Annotated in this window: 13 protein-coding genes; 3 read left to right on the forward strand and 10 right to left on the reverse strand. The window is 41.4% G+C overall.

What is annotated here, in order from left to right; translation table 11 throughout:
• Positions 1-103: 103 nt before the first annotated feature.
• The 3 genes from H5087_RS06865 to pepA all read right to left on the reverse strand — a co-directional run bounded on the left by H5087_RS06865 (position 104) and on the right by pepA (position 5,120).
• A complete protein-coding gene (locus tag H5087_RS06865; RefSeq protein ID WP_182671540.1) occupies positions 104-2,959 on the reverse strand; it encodes a valine--tRNA ligase in 2,856 nt (951 codons plus the stop codon).
• A gap of 53 nt (positions 2,960-3,012) precedes the next feature.
• A complete protein-coding gene (locus H5087_RS06870; RefSeq protein ID WP_002962020.1) occupies positions 3,013-3,459 on the reverse strand; it encodes a DNA polymerase III subunit chi in 447 nt (148 codons plus the stop codon).
• A gap of 149 nt (positions 3,460-3,608) precedes the next feature.
• Positions 3,609-5,120: a leucyl aminopeptidase gene (gene pepA / locus H5087_RS06875; RefSeq protein WP_039490278.1), complete on the reverse strand. Its 1,512-nt coding sequence runs from the start codon at positions 5,118-5,120 to the stop codon at positions 3,609-3,611.
• Between the two features lie 309 nt (positions 5,121-5,429).
• Here pepA and lptF point away from each other — a divergent pair, with 309 nt between their 5' ends.
• Positions 5,430-6,542, forward strand: a complete 1,113-nt coding sequence (gene lptF / locus H5087_RS06880) for an LPS export ABC transporter permease LptF (protein WP_138489600.1) — start codon at positions 5,430-5,432, stop codon at positions 6,540-6,542.
• Entirely contained in the window at positions 6,539-7,606 is a 1,068-nt protein-coding gene (gene lptG, locus H5087_RS06885) for an LPS export ABC transporter permease LptG (RefSeq protein WP_024603537.1), read from the forward strand. The genes lptF and lptG overlap by 4 nt, the downstream gene beginning before the upstream one ends.
• An 80-nt stretch (positions 7,607-7,686) precedes the next feature.
• Here lptG and H5087_RS06890 read toward each other — a convergent pair whose 3' ends face one another.
• The 3 genes from H5087_RS06890 to H5087_RS06900 all read right to left on the reverse strand — a co-directional run bounded on the left by H5087_RS06890 (position 7,687) and on the right by H5087_RS06900 (position 10,507).
• The gene (locus H5087_RS06890) at positions 7,687-8,187 is read right to left on the reverse strand and encodes an RDD family protein (RefSeq protein ID WP_182671541.1); all 501 of its coding nucleotides are present in this window, start codon (positions 8,185-8,187) and stop codon (positions 7,687-7,689) included.
• Positions 8,188-8,357: 170 nt separating this feature from the next.
• On the reverse strand, positions 8,358-9,122 hold the full coding sequence (locus H5087_RS06895; protein WP_182671542.1) for a DUF6515 family protein: 765 nt from the start codon (positions 9,120-9,122) through the stop codon (positions 8,358-8,360).
• A 245-nt stretch (positions 9,123-9,367) separates the two neighbouring features.
• Positions 9,368-10,507, reverse strand: a complete 1,140-nt coding sequence (locus H5087_RS06900) for an alkene reductase (RefSeq protein ID WP_182671543.1) — start codon at positions 10,505-10,507, stop codon at positions 9,368-9,370.
• An 80-nt stretch (positions 10,508-10,587) separates the two neighbouring features.
• On the opposite strand from H5087_RS06900, the gene H5087_RS06905 reads away from it, so the two are divergent.
• Positions 10,588-11,505, forward strand: coding sequence for a LysR family transcriptional regulator (locus tag H5087_RS06905; RefSeq protein ID WP_220491546.1), 918 nt, complete (start codon positions 10,588-10,590; stop codon positions 11,503-11,505).
• On the opposite strand, the gene H5087_RS06910 is transcribed toward H5087_RS06905, so the two are convergent.
• From H5087_RS06910 to H5087_RS06925, 4 genes are all read right to left on the reverse strand, one after another.
• Positions 11,500-12,567 carry a cytochrome-c peroxidase gene (locus tag H5087_RS06910; protein ID WP_182671544.1) on the reverse strand — a complete coding sequence of 356 codons (1,068 nt, stop codon included), beginning with the start codon at positions 12,565-12,567 and terminating at the stop codon, positions 11,500-11,502. The genes H5087_RS06905 and H5087_RS06910 overlap by 6 nt on opposite strands.
• Positions 12,560-15,238, reverse strand: coding sequence for a TonB-dependent receptor plug domain-containing protein (locus H5087_RS06915; RefSeq protein WP_182671545.1), 2,679 nt, complete (start codon positions 15,236-15,238; stop codon positions 12,560-12,562). Before H5087_RS06915 ends, H5087_RS06910 begins: the two co-directional genes overlap by 8 nt.
• A gap of 16 nt (positions 15,239-15,254) precedes the next feature.
• Complete coding sequence (locus tag H5087_RS06920; protein WP_182671546.1) at positions 15,255-17,999, reverse strand: cadherin-like domain-containing protein; 2,745 nt, start codon at positions 17,997-17,999, stop codon at positions 15,255-15,257.
• A gap of 198 nt (positions 18,000-18,197) precedes the next feature.
• On the reverse strand, positions 18,198-18,890 hold the full coding sequence (locus tag H5087_RS06925; protein WP_259397748.1) for a hypothetical protein: 693 nt from the start codon (positions 18,888-18,890) through the stop codon (positions 18,198-18,200).
• Positions 18,891-18,923 lie beyond the last annotated feature (33 nt).

An 18,923-nucleotide genomic window follows, 5' to 3' on the forward strand; every position in this document is an offset into this window, starting at 1 on the left:
TCTTGTGGTTAATCACAGGGCACAAAAAAGCCGCTCACTTTAATTAAAGTGAGCGGCTTTTTTAATGCCTATTAAATAGTGTTAATAGGCATTTTATGAAAGCTTATAAGCTTTCTATTTTAGTTTTTTGCTCAAGTAGCTTAGTTTTAGCATCGCTAAACTCAGCCAGTTTTGCATTTTCTTTAGCAAGTACAGCTTCAGGTGCGTTGTTTACAAACTTTTCGTTAGCGAGTTTGTTTTGCACTTGTGCTAGGCCTTTTTCTGCTTTTTCGAGTTGCTTATTAATACGCGAAAGCTCGGCTTCTACATCAATTAAGCCCGCCATTGGGATCATGATCTCAAGGTTGCCAACATAAGACGTTGCACATGCAGGTGCGTCGTCTTTGTTTTCAAGCATTGTAAACTCTTCAATTTTTGCAAGTGATGCTAAAAATGATTTGTTTTCTTCAATGCGGCGCACGTCGTCGCTTGATGCATTAGCAAGTAATACGCTAAGCGGTTTACTAGGGCTAATATCCATTTCACCACGAATATTACGAATAGCTAAAATGAATTGTTTAACCCACTCTAAGTCATCCATAGCTTTAGCATCAACGCTTGCTTCATTATATACAGGGAACGGCTGAACCATAATGCTGGTGTTTGCTGTTTCAAGGCCTGCAAGCGGTGCAACACGTTGCCAAATAGTTTCAGTGATGTACGGCATCATTGGGTGCATTAAACGCAGTAAGCTTTCAAGTACGGTAATAAGTGTATTACGTGTACCACGTTGTTGCGCTTCATTACCTTTAAATAATACCGGCTTAGTTAGCTCTAAGTACCAATCACAGAACTGGTTCCATGTGAATTCGTAAAGCGTGTTAGCAGCTAAGTCAAAACGGTAGTTATCAAGGTGTTCAGTGTATGTTTTAACTGTTGACTCAAATTGACCTAAAATCCAGCGGTCAGCTAATGAAAGCTCTTTTTGTGCATCGTTTGCAAAACCACAGTCTTGCTCTTCTGTATTCATTAATACGTAACGGCTCGCGTTCCATAACTTATTACAGAAGTTGCGGTAACCTTCAAGGCGGTTCATATCCCAGTTGATATCACGACCCGTAGATGCCATAGCAGCTAACGTAAAGCGCAGCGCATCAGTACCGTGTGCTTCAATACCGTTATCGAAGGTTTTACGAGTATCTTTTTCGATTTTTTTAGCGACTTTTTCTTGCATCAAATTACTGGTGCGTTTGGTTACTAAGCTCTCAAGGTCGATACCGTCAATCATGTCGATTGGATCAAGTACGTTACCTTTTGACTTAGACATTTTATCGCCATTATCATCACGTATCAGACCCGTTACATACACGGTTTTAAACGGAACTTGTGGTTTGCCATTTTCGTCTTTTACAAAGTGCAGCGTCATCATAATCATGCGCGCAACCCAGAAGAAAATAATATCAAAACCAGTTACCAACACGTCAGACGGGTGGAAGGTTTTTAAATCATCGGTATTTTCAGGCCAACCTTGTGTAGAGAACGTCCAAAGCGCTGATGAGAACCACGTATCAAGTACGTCTTCGTCTTGGCTTAGCGTTACGTTATCTGCAATGTTGTTTTCACGGCGAACTTCAGCTTCGTCGCGACCAACAAATACATTGCCTTCACTGTCGTACCAAGCTGGGATACGGTGACCCCACCAAAGCTGGCGTGAAATACACCAATCTTGTACGTCGTTCATCCACGAGAAGTACATGTTTTCGTATTGCTTAGGTACAAATTGAATATCGCCGTTTTTAACAGCGTCTTTTGCAGGTTCAGCAAGTGGTGCAACACGTACATACCATTGGTCGGTAAGTAGTGGCTCAATTACCACACCAGAGCGATCGCCGTAAGGAACCGTTAAACCATGGTCTTCAATTTTTTCAAGCAAACCTAGTTCTTCAAATTCTGCCACAATTGCTTTACGCGCTGCAAAACGATCAAGTCCATGTAGGCGCTCAGGTATTGGTGCATCAAACTCAAGCTCTTTACCGTCAAAGGTGTATGTTTCACCTTGGGTAAGAATAGCGGCGTCTTTATCGAAAATGTTGATCATCGGCATTTGATGACGCTTGCCCACTTCGTTATCGTTAAAATCGTGCGCTGGGGTTATTTTTACACAGCCCGTGCCTTTATCTTTATCGGCATGTTCGTCAGCAACAATTTTAATACGACGATTAACGATGGGTAATAAAATCTCTTTACCGATTAAATCTGTGTAGCGCTCATCATCAGGATTTACTGCAACACCTGAGTCACCCAACATGGTTTCAGGACGTGTTGTTGCTACTACTATGTAGTCTTTTCCGTCTTGTGTTGTAACGCCATCAGCCAGTGGGTAACGTAAGTTCCACATGTGGCCTTGCTTGTCTTTGTTTTCAACTTCAAGATCAGAAATAGCCGTGTGTAATTTTGGATCCCAGTTTACTAGGCGCTTGCCTCGGTAAATTAGGTTTTCTTTATGAAGGCGTACAAACACTTCTTTAACAGCTTCAGATAAACCATCATCCATGGTAAAGCGTTCACGATCCCAATCAACCGATGCGCCAAGGCGACGAAGTTGCTTAGTGATAGTGCCGCCAGATTCTTTTTTCCATTCCCAGATTTTATTAATAAAATCTTCGCGGCCTAAATCGTGGCGTGTTTTGCCTTCTTCGGCATGCAGTTTACGCTCAACCAACATTTGCGTTGCAATACCTGCGTGGTCAGTACCTACTTGCCATAATGTGTTGTTACCTTGCATACGTTTAAAACGCGTTAGGGTATCCATTATTGTATCTTGGAAGGCGTGGCCCATGTGTAAGCTACCAGTGACATTTGGCGGCGGGATCATAATTGAATATGGTACGCCTTGGCCAGATGGCTTAAAGTAGCCTTTTTGTTCCCAGTCTTGATATAGCGACTGTTCAATATCTTGCGGATTGTAGGTTTTATCCATTACACAGAACCTTAAATAAGTACTTAAATTAGTTGGTTAGTTTGCCTGATTGGCTAGCTATTAATATCTTGCGTGGTGAGATTGGCACCGAGTTGGCGTAGCTTTTTAAAACGCTCGCGGGCTGCTTGCTTAGCAGCTGGTTCTACGGGTACAAAATCAAAAACTTGGTTAAACCGACGAATGTAATCCGGTAACTGAGTAGCCAAGTTAATTAAAACTTTACGATTGCCAACAGGTGGCGTAATACCAATTTCTACAGGTGCGCCGCCTTTAGGGCCTTCACCTTGTAAATTATGTGGCACAAAACTATCTGGATCGAATGCCCAAATTATTTCATCAATGGCACAGGCTGCTTCGTTATCGTTAACACAAATAAACACACGCTGCCCATTTCGATACTGATCGGCTGCAATTTGAGCTGCCAATGCAAAATGATCGTCAGCCTTCGCTTTAGACTCATCTTGTTGCTTTAGAACGAAAAATTTAGCGTTCATGTTCATTGTATCGGGGTTTCCCATGACATTGAATGTATACCAAATTGATATACACAAATTAAGAGGCAGATTTTGCCATATAACGGGGTTTGCTTCAATTAATACACAAATAAATAAGGCGCCAAATGGCGCCTTATAAATAGCTAAATAGATTATTAATCGTGCGTAGCTTCGCTTACACCCGCTCGGTTTAATAAATACTGAGTAAGCATAGGAACAGGACGGCCCGTTGCGCCTTTTTTAGCGCCACTGCGCCACGCTGTACCGGCAACATCTAAATGTGCCCAATTATACTTTTTAGTAAATTTAGATAAAAAACATGCCGCAGTAATAGTACCCGCAGAGCGTCCACCTAAGTTCGTAAAGTCAGCAAATGGGCTTTCTAGTTGATCTTGATAGTCATCCCATAACGGTAACTGCCATGCACGGTCGCCACTTTGCTCAGACGCTTTTAATAAATCGTGTGCAAGTGGGTTATGGTTTGATAGTAAACCAGTAGCATGCGCGCCAAGGGCTACAATACACGCGCCAGTTAGCGTTGCTACGTCAATAACCGTATCTGGATTAAAGCGTTCAACATATGTTAGTGCGTCACATAATACTAAGCGGCCTTCAGCGTCGGTGTTTAACACTTCAACTGTTTGCCCTGACATTGTTGTTAAAATATCACCTGGGCGATACGCATTTGAGCCGGGCATGTTTTCACAACCCGCTAAAACACCAATAACGTTAATCGGCAATTGCATTTGTGCAAGTGCACGCATTGCGCCAATAACGCCTGCTGCTCCGCCCATGTCGTATTTCATTTCGTCCATGCCTTCGCCTGGTTTTAATGAAATACCGCCTGAATCAAACGTTAGACCTTTACCAACAAGTACAATAGGGGCTTGGTCATCAGCGGCGCCTTTGTAGTTAATAATCGACATAATCGATTCGTTATCACTACCTCGGCCAACAGCTAGGTAAGAATTCATACCAAGTTCTGCCATTTGCTTTTCACCAATAAGATCAACAGTGATGTTGTCAAAATCAGTTGCCAGCTCTTGTGCTTGTTCACCTAAGTACACAGGATTACAAATATTTGGTGGCATATTAGCTACGTCTTTACATAGCTTACTACCTGCTGCAATGGCTAAACCATGCTCAATAGCGCTTTCGCCAATAGTTAGTTCGCGTCGTGTTGGTACGTTAAACACCATTTTACGAAGTGGACGACGAGGGTCTACTTTTTTACTTTTCAGTTGGTTAAACGTATATAAGCAGTCTTGCGTTGTCTCAACTGCCTGACGTACTTTCCAGTAGGTGTCTCGACCTTTAACGTGTTGCTCTGTTAAAAAGCAGACTGCTTCCATAGAGCCCGTTTCGTTTAAGGTATTAATAGTTTTAGAAATGATTTGTTTATATTGCTTATCATCAAGCTCACGCTCTTTACCACAACCAACAAGCAATATGCGCTCGCTTAATACATTAGGTACATGATGCAATAATAAAACTTGGCCTGGCTTACCTTCTAAATCGCCACGGCGAAGTAAATTAGAGATATAACCATCACTAATTTTATCGAGTTGTTCACCAATGGGGGATAACCTACGTGGCTCGTAAACGCCAACCACAATACATGCGCTGCGCTGTTTTTCTGGGCTACCACTTTTTACGTTAAATTCCATTGTTACTCCTGGTTTTGAGTCGTTTAAGTTACTAAGTTGGGGCTAAAAAAGTATTTTCTAGTCTTATCTACGTAACTTATGTAAGGATAATTCTTATTTTAGCTGATTTTGCTAGACTCTTACTGTGTAATTGAACTTTATATGCTTAAGGGCTACTAATGCAACATTATATCGTGCACTTAGGTAGGATAATTAATTTTGATGGCTTATAATAATAGCCTATTTGCCGGTATTAATTGGGTAAAATAGCTATTTAACTATTCAATTCTCACTATCGTAGTGAAATTCCATGTTTAACAGGGGCGAGCATTGCTAATTTTCCGTTATTTGACCGCTGAGGTTTTAAAATCGCAGGTCGCCGTATTTTTAACTTTGATGACAATATTTTTGTCACAAAAGTTAGTTGGTATTTTAGGTGATGCCTCTGAGGGCAGCATTCCTGCTAAATTAGTGCTATCGATGATTGCACTAAAACTTCCACAACTAGCCTCGCTAATACTTCCGCTGAGTATATTTTTAGGCATTATTTTAGCCTACAGCCGTATTTACGCCGATAGCGAAATGACCGTACTTAAAGCCTGTGGCGTAAGTGAATGGTATGTTGTGCGCGTAACACTTATATCAAGTGTAGGGCTTGCTATATTAGCCGCAGCACTGACTATGTATATAGCGCCGTGGGCAAGCGAGCAAGAGTATCAATTAAAAGAGCAAGCCAAAGCCGATGCGGGGTTATCTGCACTCAGAGCTGGGCGGTTCCAAGAAACCGGTAACGAAAAAGCCGTGGTGTTTATTCATAATATTGAAAAGGGTGGCAAAGAGCTCAATAAGGTATTTGTTGCACAGTTACCCGATAGCGAAAAAGGCAACTTAGCGCGCTTGGTATATGCAGAGCAAGGTGTTGTGGTTGAAGCCGTAAATGGTGAGCAACAGCTCGTACTAACAGACGGTAAACGTTACGAAACAGATGGCGCAACGCCTGCACTTAACTTAACAGAATTTGATGGTTACAGCGTACAAATACGAGAACAAGAAATAGAGCACCAACGCCGTAAATTAGAGGCTGTGCCTACTAATCAATTACTCGCCATTAATACACCAGAATCTATTGCTCAATGGCAGTGGCGACTCGCTATTCCATTATCAATTCCGCTACTTACCTTACTGGCAGTACCGCTAAGTGTGGTTAATCCTCGCCAAGGTAAATTTGCAAAACTAGTGCCTGCTATAAGCTTGTACTTAGGCTATTTTATTTTACTAAATGCCGCTAAATTTGCAGTTGAAGATGGCAAAATTCCGCCTTCAATTGGCTTGTGGTGGATTCACCTAAGTGCCTTATTTATAGGTGGGTTATTAATTATAAAAGGGCGACCGTTGGGCGCTTGGCTTAAAGCCGTTGTAACTAAGCGGGAGTTAGGCTCATGATGAAAACGCTTGATTGGTATTTAGGCCGCAGTATTTTACAAACTACCGGCTTTGCATTGTTGGTACTTGTTGGTATTAGCACCTTAATTAAGTTTATCGACCAGCTAAAGTCGGTAGGGCGTGGCAGTTACGATTTAATGACCGCAATGCTTTACACGCTTTACACAATACCTGGCGATTTAGTGGTGTTTTTTCCGATGGCTGCGCTAATTGGTGGCTTAACGGGGTTGGGGGCACTTGCCTCAAACAGTGAGCTGGTAGTGATGCAAGCGGCTGGTATGTCGCGCTTACAAATAATTGGCTCTGTGATGAAAACGGCCATATTTATGGCTGTATGCATGATGGCACTTGGCGAATGGGGTGCACCTGAAGCGCAATTACACGCTAAAGAAATGCGTAACCAAGCAATACATGGCGGCGATGTATTTAACACACAAAAAGGTGTATGGGCTAAAGACGGCAGCAATTTTATTAATATTGAAGATGTTGACGAAAACGGCAGGCTCAATGGGGTACACATGTACCACTTTGACAAATCGTTAGAGCTTACCCAAATCACTAAAGCAAAAGATGCACTGAGCCGAAAAGAAGGCTGGCTACTTCGTGATGTAAATAAGGTTATTATTACGAGCGAAAAAACCACAACAGAGCAACTACCTGAAGAGTTTTACCCTTCACAATTGACCGCTGAAAAGTTAGGGGTTGTTTCGGTAAAACCAGAGTCACTTTCATTTACTGGGCTTTGGTCGTATTTAACTTACTTAGAGCAAAACGAACAAGACACCAGTACCTACGAGCTTGCTCTGTGGCGTAAGCTTATGCAGCCTGTATCTGTAGCGGTAATGCTGCTGGTGGCGCTCTCGTTTATATTTGGCCCACTGCGTACCGTTACTATGGGCGCACGTATTATTATGGGTGTTGTAACGGGGATTGTGTTTCACTTAACTAATGAAATATTTGGCCCTGTAGTTATGGTTTACCAAATACCCGCTATTATAGGGGCGGTATTACCCAGTATTATATTTATAGGCTTTGCGACATATTTGATGAATAAACGGGTATAGAGTACCCATTCAAAGCATTAAAAAGGGTGACCAGTGGTCACCCTTTTTGCTTTTTAATTTCCAGTTTTGGAAAGCTGGTATTAATCAAGCTCACTATAAATACGTCTGTTTTCTTCTTTAGTAAGTGTAATAACTTCTGTTTTAGAGACGTAATCTTGTAGTGCCTTTTTGTTTTTAAAATCGACTAACACCACCAAATTACCTAAACCGAGTAAAGCGCTAACGCTGCGGATAATTGATTGCGGCCAGCTAATTAAATTACCTTCAAGAGTTTGTACTTTTAAACGCCATGCACGCATGCCAATGGTTTGCCCGCTTTTAGTCCAAAAGTAGCCAAAAAATACTAAGCTAACAATAATTAAAAGAGCGGTACGAATACCCGAAAGAAGATTTGAATTTTGAATAAATGCAGATACATCCTCTGCGCCATTTAAACTAATTACATCGAGAGAAATAAGCCCCTGTACTGCAAATAAATACAGCACTACAGTTAACATCGCAAACGCAATAATGGCTAACGTATCGTAGACCAACGACGCAAAACGGCGCCAAAAACCAGCACGTGGAAACTCACCCGACATAAATACACTCTCACTATTAATATGCGAGCTAGTTTAACAAAAAAGCTTACAAATACTAAGACATGTTAATGTTTAGAGAGAATTGATTTTATTGCTGTAAATTACTACCTACGGAGGGGAATGAAAAAGACCCTACTATTTACAGTAAGGCCTTTTAATTTATAGCGAGTTTAACCTAGCTTAATGGCAAGGTATTTTATGTCGTCACCACTTATTTGCGGTAAAAAATAAATATCGCCGTATTTAAAATACTGCTGTGAGTTAATTATTACGGCCTGTGCTGCCTGAGGCAGTGAGTCGTAAGTTTGGCCCAAGCTATAATCATTCACATTACCCACTTTTACTGCCTGATTAAGGCGAGTTGATGGCTCATCAACAACCGTATAACCATTATTATCTGCAATGTAGTACACATTTTGATAAGTGTAGTAAGTCGTATTATGGTGTTTAAAATGCCTGTAATTTCTTGGTAGCGTATTTATACGCAGGCCTCTAGGTGGTTTAACAACATGGTAGCCTCTTTTAGCTTTACGGTAATAAAGGCCGTCGTTAAACGTAAACGAAATACCATTAAATCTGATTGATGCGCTATTGCGTGGTAAATGGTTTATAAATCGATTTTGTCTGTAAGCGACTGAATTGTGATGGCTTGTTAAGTAGTTATATTTTCGCTGGTTGTAGCGGTGTAGTTCATGCTTTTCCTGTTTGTACTTAGCAAGTTTACGTTTTTCTTGCTTACGGTCTTCTCGTTTTTCTTTTTTATGCTCAATACGCTGCTTTTTTTCATGGCGGCGTTCATCGCGTTTATATTCAACACGTTTTTCGTGGTCACGTTTAAAGCTTTTATCATTCTCTCGCTCGTTTTGTGCTCCAAGCGCAGAGCCTGATACTGCGCCAATGGCGAGCAGGGCAGGTAGTAAAAAAGTAAGTTTCATAGTATTGCCTCGTTTATGTTTTTACATAACTGGGTTCAATACTAGCGGCTCAAACTGAATGTTAACTGACATACAACAGCAAACGGAGTTATGCTTACAGCTTTTTACATTTTACTGACGGTTCTTGACATAATCTCTAGTTTTTGACGATTTTAGGAACGTTTTAATATATCAAAATGATTAGTCGTGTCATAAAAAATAGCTATTAAATTAGTAATTAAGCCTTCCTTGGCTTTGCAGGTTAATTACTTTTGATAAAAAGGATAATCGCTATAACCTACTTCAGTACCGCCATACATAGTGGCTGCATCAGCTTCGTTAAACATCCAATTATTTGCTATACGCTCTGGTAAATCAGGGTTAGCTATAAATGGGCGACCAAATGCAAATAAGTCACCGTAACCTTCACCTAAAATACGCACTGCTTTTTCTACTGTGTATTTACCTGCATAAATAATGCGCCCTGAAAATTCAGCTCGGACTGCTTTATAAAATTCTTGTGGTAAATCGGGAGCGTTATCCCAATCAGCTTCCGCAATCGATAAGTAAGCAATACCTGCTTGCTCAAGCACTTTAACTGCCTGGATATAAGTGTGATGAGGGTTTGATTCAACAAGTCCTAAATACACTCGTGTTTCATCTGTGCTTTCAAATAAAGGAGCAAAGCGAACACCTAAACGGTTTGCGCCTACAACGTCACTTACCGCTTCAACTATCTCTTTTAAAAAGCGCAGGCGATTACTAAGCGTTCCACCGTATTGATCGTCACGGTTATTAGTATGCTCAGAAATAAACTGATTAACTAAATACCCGTTAGCACAATGAAGCTCCACACCATCAAAGCCTGCTTCTAAAGCATTACGTGCAGCTTGAGCGTACATGTTTACCAGTTCGCCAACTTCAGTTGTTGTTAGCGCAAGAGGCTCACTTGGGTCAGCCAATGCGCCTTCACCAGGTGCGGTTTCAATAAATACTTTTACATTGTCAGCTGCAATGTCTGAAGGACCAACTGGTTTACCTGAATTTGGTTGTAGTGTGGCGTGCGATACGCGCCCTACATGCCAAAGCTGAGCAAAAATAACACCGCCTTTAGCGTGTACCGCGTGTGTTACTTTTTTCCAGCCTTCAATTTGTGCTTGCGAGTGAATACCTGGGGTCCAAGCGTAGCCTTGTCCACGAGGTTCTATTTGTGTGCCTTCGGTAACCATAAAACCAGCCGATGCCCGCTGCGCATAATACTCAGCCATTAATTCATTAGGAATATTGCCAGGTTGAGTGCTGCGAGAGCGAGTAAGAGGTGGCATCACAATACGGTTTTTAAGTGTAAAAGGGCCAAGCTCAATTGATGAGAATAAAGGGGCGGTATTAACTAATTCTGATTTCATTTTAAATTCTCTTATAAAGCAAACAAAGGCTTAAATAGTGGTTAAGCAACATTGGCAGCATAGAGATTTAAGGATACAATTTGAAACAACACTTTTTTGTGCAGCATACAATTATGAATGGTATTAGCCGGCTCGATATAAAACAGTTAAGAGTACTCAGTAGCTTATTAGAACTGCAAAATCTTTCGCAAGTAGCCAAAAAAATGGGGTTAACGCAACAAGCCATTAGTGAGCAACTACGAAAGCTACGAGATTTATTTGACGATCGCTTGTTTATACGCCAAGGCAATAACATGGTTGCTACTCCTAAAGCGCAAGGACTCAAGGCGCCTGTTAATCATATTTTAAAGCAATTAGAGTCGTTACTAGAGCCCGAGCAGTTTAGCCCGCAAACTTATAAAGGTGTGTTTACCATAAGCGCAACCGACTACGCCACGCAGGCCTTATTGCCACAATTATTTAATATTACCCGCCGCGAAGCGCCAGGTTTAAAGTTGATTGTGCGCGACTTTGCATCAGATAACGTTAATCAACTTATAACGGCAGGCGAGCTTGATTTGCTGATAAGCTTTCCAGAATTTATACCCGACAACCTTTCTTATATCACTTTGTTTGAAGAACAACATTTGTGTATTACCGGTATAGGTAACACGACTTACACTGAACCTTTGAAATTGGCGCAATTTGCAAAGCATCCACAGCTAGTGGTGTCGCCATCTCGTGCAAATTTGCGCGGATCGCACGATCAGTGGTTTGAAAGCCAAGGGCTAAAACGTAATATTGTAATGTCGGTACCAAGTTTTTCTGCGGTGCCCGACATTTTACATACAACCGATATGCTCGCGTTTTACCCATCAAGATTATTACCAAACAGCAAAGTTAAACAGCTAAAAATAGAAGCTCTGCCCCCTACATTTAAAGTAATAGCCGCATGGCATCCGCGTACTAATAACAGCCCTATTCATAAATGGTTGATAGAGCAATTACAAAACTTATAAAATCCGTAAAAATGCAACAAGATCTAAACGCTCTTGCTTGGTGAGCTTTAATGGTTTTAACAGTTTCGTCGTTTTAGGAAAGTGTGGATCGTTTAATTGGCTTTTCCTAGGCTTAGGTCTTGCTCCACCATGGTTGTACATGTTTACTATGCCTAGTAGGTCATCAAAAAGCCCATTGTGCATCCAAGGAAATGTTTCAGTTAAACCAAGTAGAGAAGGGGTTCTAAATAACCCTATATCACTTGGATTATTTGTAAAATTAAACCGCCCTTTATCTTCAAAACTACGGCCGTAGTAATGAAGGCCAGTGCCATGAAATTGGTTGTCACTTAATAGTGCGCCATTGTGGCAAGTCATACATTTTGCTTTGGTTCTAAATAAATGTAATCCGTTTAATTCATTATCGGATAAACGTCTAAGCGCTTTTTTTGGATTACTCTGAACCTCATTAATAAATGATTTAAAGCGAGTATTAGGTGCAATGAGTGTTCGCTCAAATGCAACGAGGGCTTCTGCCATTTGTGCCATAGAGAGCGTATTTGAATTAAAAGCACTTTTATTAAATGCCGTATAGCTTTTATCTTTATTGACCCGCATTAAAGCTTTTTGTGGATCTAAGTCCATTTCAATTGGGTTGCTAATGGGCATAAGTGCTTGTTGCTCAGCTGTTTTAGCGCGACCATCCCAAAAAAAGCTTTGCCACTGATCTATACCAAAAATTGCAGGGGTATTGCGTGTGCCTATTTTCCCATCAATACCCACTGCGGTTGTGCGGCCATCATGAAAGCCTTTGTCGTGCTCATGGCAGGTTGCGCAGCTAACGGTATTATTACGCGAGAGCTGCACATCATGAAAGAGCTTGTCACCTAAAGCAACATGCTCAGGTTTTGGCGAGGCTACAGGCAAAAGCGACATGGGCTCAACGCTTCTGCCATCACTGGTTTGAATAGCAGGCCAGTGTGCTTGGCCTTTGCTATACAGTGAGCGTAAATCGTGGCTACTTGTTGGTGTGGCGTTTAAGCTAAATGAGCACAGAAAAAAAATGCTTAATAACCTAATCATAGTTATAGCTAACTCCTAGCCAAAACATACGCCCAGGCTCAATACCAGATGCGCCTTCGTTTACTGTGTAAGTACGTGCATTCAACAAGTTAGAAATATCTGCTCTTATTTCAACTGACTGGGTTTTTGTTAGGTTGTGGCTATAGCGCAGGCTAAGGCCTAGCATGGTTCTGGCACGAATTTCTTGTTCTTCGTATATATCAACAAGTGTTGATTCTGCAGGACAATTCGCACAGCTCTGTTCAAGGCCTATGCTTTCGCTTGCGCCGGTGCTCACTGCGCTGGTGTAGCTATCACTGAAGGTTACGTTAAGCCCTGTGCTTAATGAATTGCTCCAATCAACATTCCAACCTAGCGCACCGGTAATCGGAGTGCCAAAGTTTGTACGAATTTGATCAAGTTGTCCAAGCGTTACAAGCTCGCCGCTGCCACTTGCATTTACGTAGTAAACGAGTTCGTCAAGGGGGGTATTTTCAGCAGTGGCATTGTAGTCGTCGTTAGAGACTTTGTTTTCAGCGTATGAGGCGTTAGCCCATAATGAATGGCTACCAAACTGCGCGCTCCACGAAATAGAATAGCGCTCTGAGCTACCATCACCTTCGTTGGTCATACGAATATATTTATATCCATCGCTAGCAGCTTCTTCATCGGTAACCTGAGAAAATTGCTGATGCTTTTTACGTTTGACATATTTAAGCGATACATTACCTGCTTTTTCAAATGAATGTGCAATACCTAATGCGAGTTCGTCATCGTACGGGGTGTTTACATCATCAAAGCGGTACTTAAACGCGCCAGTATAGTTAGAAGGTAGCCACCCTTGCAGGTAACCGTTTTCAATTGGGCGGTATTCTCGATATGAAAAACGCTGCTGTTCTTTGACTTTATAACCAATAATGGCAGAGTCGTAATAGCGGTTAACGCCTGCACTAATAATAGTGCGGTTGTCGTTAAATACGTCGTAACCCAGCGATATACGTGGCGCGATATTATGATTTACTAAAAAGTCATCATATTCGTAGCGCATACCTAAGTTTAGGTTTAGCTGCCCTAATGTGATGCTATCGGTTACATAAAACGAGGCACGATTAAGTGTTACGTTAATGTATTCGGCAGGGGTGACTAAACGGCCATTAAAATACTGCGCTGTAGCGGTTACATTATTTGTATAGGAAGTAATGTGCGATTGATTATTAAAATCAATTTCGCCACCAAGTTGTGCTGCTAACTCATCAATAGAAATAGTGGTTTGAAGTACTTGGCAATCAAGTGTGTAACCGCTGCAATTAAGAGGCGTACTCGCGCTAGACCATATAATAGGGGAGTCGTAGCTGTAGCTATTTTGTATGCGTTCGCGTTCTACTTCTTGGCGAATAAGTTCAATACCGGCTTTAATGCGGTGCTCAGTGCCTGCAAACTCCAGCGTTTTAAAATCAAGGGTGTTTTTCCAGCTGGTGGTGTATTGGGTATTATCTAGGGCGCCATATCCCCCTTGGCGAGAGTAACGAGTTTGCGCATCGCCTTGGTCGGCGTATTGCCCCCAATCTTTCCCTTTGGCTTGTAGCCAGCTATAAAAGTGAGCTGGGCCTTCTCGGCTGCTGTCACTCATACTAAAATTAAGATTACTGTGCCACGATGCAAAGTCAAAATGCTCGGTCAATGCCGCAACGACGCCAATAGCACCGCCTTCTAAATGAAAGTTACTGTCTTTGGCATCCGTTATAAAGTTATCAACTTCGTAGGGGGAGTACATTAGTGTTAAATCTAGTGCATCTACCCAGCCATTTCGGTAGCCATACTTCACAATCGCATTTATGTTTGTTCTGCTTTGGGTTTTTACTTCCCCTAGCGATAAATCGCTGATGTCGCTGGTTAAGTAATTAACGCTCATCATTAATCCATGGCGCTCATTAATTTGTTTATTAGCACGCAGGTTATAGCTAATTTTTTCGTATTTAGGCTCTTCAAGAGTACTTTGGTCAACATTTTGCTGTGAACTGTCTTGATCAGCCTCAATAAAATGATAACTCCCCCAGCTACTTTGATTCCCCCGCACGCCAAAACTAAAGCTGTTGTTTGCAAATACGCTTTTGGTTTTACTATCAACAATACCACCCGAAAAACCACCAAATTCAGCCGGTATGTTATGGTCGTAAACTGTGATTGATTCAACTATATCGGAGTTCACGTTCATACTTTGTACGCCACCCGACACATCGTCTGATGAAGAGCTTAATCGGCTGCTGCTTGCTGGGTCTATGCGGTTATTGTAATTTAACCCATCTAACGAAAACCCTGTTTGCCAAGGCTGCGCCCCTGAGATTGATATTTCTGGCGCGCTGATCTCAGCTAAGCTACCAATAGAGTACGCTTCGTTACTTAGCTGCACGCCAGGGAGCAATGCAATTAGCTCATTTATATCGCCATTGCCTTTAGGTGTGGCGTTTATAAAATCACGGTTTAAATAAGAACGCCCAATAACTTCGGGTACTTCTATGCCTATGTACTGGCCTTTTACTTCAATATGCTCAAGTGCTTCACAGCGCTCTTTTTGCTCATCTTTAAGTTCGTTACATGGCTGTGGCTTTGGTTCGGTCTGCTGTTGCTGCTCTGCGGCGTATACACCCTGAGAAAGCAAAAGCAGACACGCGAGGGTAGTCGGTGTCTGCATTTATTACGGCTCTTATTTAAATACCTAGTGGGGTAGTGTCTTCGCTATCAATGACGCCATCGTTATCGGCATCTTGGTCGGCAATTAATCCTGCTAAGGCTATGTCTTCATCGCTGGTGTTAGGTAAAAAGAAGTTAGGTAAGCCGTCGTGGTCGGTATCTACGCTTGCTATCGCTATGCCTCTAAAGTCATCGCGAGAGGCGACTAAGTTGGTCATGCCTATGTAAAGCTCAAGCTGATCGGCTTCGCCATTAACCCCGTTACTAATTAAGCTTTGTGCTTTGCTAATGTTGTTAATTAACGTAAAACTGTTAACTAAGTCTGCCATGTTGTCGGCAATAATTGTACCGGCAAAGCCCAAAATAAGAGGCTCAAGCGTATTTAAAAGCATGCTAGCTTGTGTTTTTGCATTACTATAATTTGCTGAAAAGTCGCTAATGTTCGCTGCGTTTGAACCCATACTTGAAAGCATAGAATAACGTAAAAATTCACCTGTTTGAGCTTCTTCTAAACCAATTACTTCGGCTTTAACAGCGGCTAAAATAGTTTCTAGCTGATCGCTTGTTAACTCATTTAACGCAGGTGTTATTTCTGTAATTGCATCATTTAAAGTGGTGCTTGCAAGCGATGTTTGGTTTGCATTAACTAAGTAACCTAAGGTTTCTAGGCGGGCTTCAAATCTGTCTTCGGTATCTTCATCTAGTGCAATATAGCTAAGTAGTTGATTGTGTACACCGGCTACTTGCTCCGCTAAGCCGCCTTCAATTAGCGATACTATTACTTGATTATGCGCCGTAATTGATGAGCTATTACTTAGCGTGCGTATGTCGCCATCATTAAGCGTATTAAGTATGGTTAAACATTTATTAGCGGCATTTGCTGTATCGCCACCGACCTGCGCAGTTAAATCAACTAACAATTTACAGCCCTTGGAACCGGTTAAAAACGTGGTTGATGACTCTTTGCTAATGTATTCATCAGAGGCTAAAAAGTCGCCCGCATAGGTAAATACTTGCTGTGCTAAGTCGTTTCTGCCGGCTTCACTTAAAATTAGGCCTGTACCAGGGACGTTATCAAGCGATGTTAGCGCTCTAAAAAATTCGTTGTAATCACCATTTTCAGTGAAAAAGCTGCGAGCTTGTGCTGCGGCACTCGTTATATCTTCACCAGCAAGTAGGCGGTTAGCTATATTAAAACCATACACTTGTTCTTGCGCGTTATTTATATCGGTTTCGCTGTCTGACAGCGTTATTGCAGGGTTTTCGTCGCTTTGGTATAAGCCTTCAATTAAGCCTGCTAAAAATTGAATAGGGTAGGTGTAGTTATCTAAAGTAGCGGCGCTATATGGCGATGCAGAATAGGCATAATTACTATCAAAACCAGTAGAGCCATACATAGCAAGTACTTGGTTGGTATAGTCTTTTGCCGCTTCAAATTCGCCAGCTCTATAAAGATATTGCGCAGCCCATGCCCCGTGCAACGTTTTGTATTGCTCGTATGGTTGGCCTTCGTATTCGCCGCTACGTACAAGTCTGTAACCCGTTTTTACCGCAAGTTGCGCGTAGTTATTGGCAAGTAATTTGGCTTGAGTTAAATCGCTTTCATCTAGGCTTTGTGCATAGCTTTGTAGGGCATCATCTATTGATAAGCGTACGCTATTTAAAAAGTAGCCATAGCTTGATGTGTATTCGTCTTCGCGTACTTGCTCAGCGTATAACGAAATTGTATTCAACAAATTACTTGCTTGCGAGACTTGATCGGCGTCTAGGTAGCTTTTTACTAAAGAGTAAAGTGCTGATGCGTCTGATGAGGCAATGTTATCGAAACCTTTATCAGCTAAGTATTGGTTGTAGGCCGCTACCGCTTGGACGCGGTAATCGTTTGCTTGCTCTGTTTGGCCTATTTCATCAAGTGCTTGCGCCACATCTTTTAGTGCCGAAGAACGCGCCGTTTGCTCGTTTATAAGTGCTAAATAGTCGTTAGCAGTATCTAAAAATCCTGCACGCGCATAGGCCGCTGCTTGGGTTGCGTATATATCGTAACGAGACAGTTCGTCAGCAATATTTGCGCTTAGTTCATCTGCTTGTTTTAGATGAGATAGTCTAGAACTGTAGTAATAATTAAGTTTGTCTTCGTTAGTTACATAAGAAGGGCTTAACGAAATAATTGCAGTTAATGGCTCGCTAATTAGGCCATCTGTGTAACTAATTTCAAATTGCTCATCAATGCTGCTTAGAGTTTGTGCCTCATAGGTAAATTCACCCGTGGTGCTATTTATGCTCATTACGCCATTACTAGGTGGTGTAATTAAGCTAATAGTTACGGTGTCACCATCTAAATCTTGCGTAGTAATAATCCCTTGTGTGGTGGTTGAAGAGGTAACAAACACGTTAGTGGTTAGTAACTGTGGTGCATCATTAACATTTTCTACGCTAAAACGTACCACAACATTTGCTGTTAAGTTGCCATCGCTTGCGCTAATGGTCGCGGTATCTTCGCCATAATAATTACTAAAAGGCGTATACGTAAATTGACCATTTGCTTCTACTGCTATAGTGCCGTTACTTGGTGCATTAGCAAGTGTGTAGCTAAGGGTATCGTCGTCGGTGGCTGTTACTTGAGCAGTAAATGGAGAGTCTTCGTTTACAGTAAAGCTTAAATTAGGTTGTGCAAACTGCGGGGCTGTGTTGCCAGATCCACCACCACAGCCAGCTAAAGCAAGGGCGCATAATATTGGGGTAAACTTAATTAGCTTGTTCATTATTGTTAATATAAAAAGTTAATGATGTTGCGAATGATAACTGATATCAATTAGATTTAAAAGTTTAATCTGTATTTGTATTATAAATAGTGAGTATTCAATTGAAGTTGAAAATGTCCCTAAAAAGCAAAACCCTGCGCTTAACAGGGTTTATATTGCAAATAAGAGAGTGTTACTAAATGGAGGGGAACCAATTAATTATTTAAGATCGTTAATAATAAGAAGGGGGAAGTTTTTAGCTGAGCGAGGTTGCCAATTATTATAGCTAATATTGCTAATTCCAAAATAGTTAAGCACTTTAGGTGAATACGTCCAGCCACGGGCATGTTGCTTTATAGCTGCGCTGCGTAAATTGGGTTTTAACCCTACAGTGAGTAAATCATGATTTACGTTTAATTTTTTGTATAGGGCTTTTTCGCGCAGGCTTGCTTTATTAATTACCTCATCGTAATGAGCACGTAATTCTTCCCACTTTTGGCTTTTTTGCGGCTCTTCTAAATGCTTTACCATGGCATCAATATCACTGTCTAACCATTTTGCTGAGGCTGCATCTCCATGCCAACCGATAATTGCATTAGGTTCTATTGTAGTAGGGTGCCCAGCAAGTAACACATAATTAGCACACGATGAAAAACAAAACTGCTTTATATTTACGGTTAATTTATGCGCCAAAATTAGCTCGGCTAAATCCATTCCTAAAGCTATGTTTCCGCCGCCGCTGGTAATAGTAAAGGTATTAATTGTGGGATTGTTTTTTAACAGCTCAGCTGCTGTATTGTTATTTTGTTTGTTGATTTGACCACTATAAATAAGCGTTTTATCGCTTAAAGTGACTTTAGCCTGTAATAAAGCTGGGAATATTAAAAAAAGAGTAAAAATTAATTTTTGCATGTGGGTTTTGAATGAGTATTTTTGCCAAAGGCT

The sequence above is a fragment of the Pseudoalteromonas sp. SR43-7 genome, assembly GCF_014163785.1.
Taxonomy (GTDB): domain Bacteria; phylum Pseudomonadota; class Gammaproteobacteria; order Enterobacterales; family Alteromonadaceae; genus Pseudoalteromonas; species Pseudoalteromonas distincta.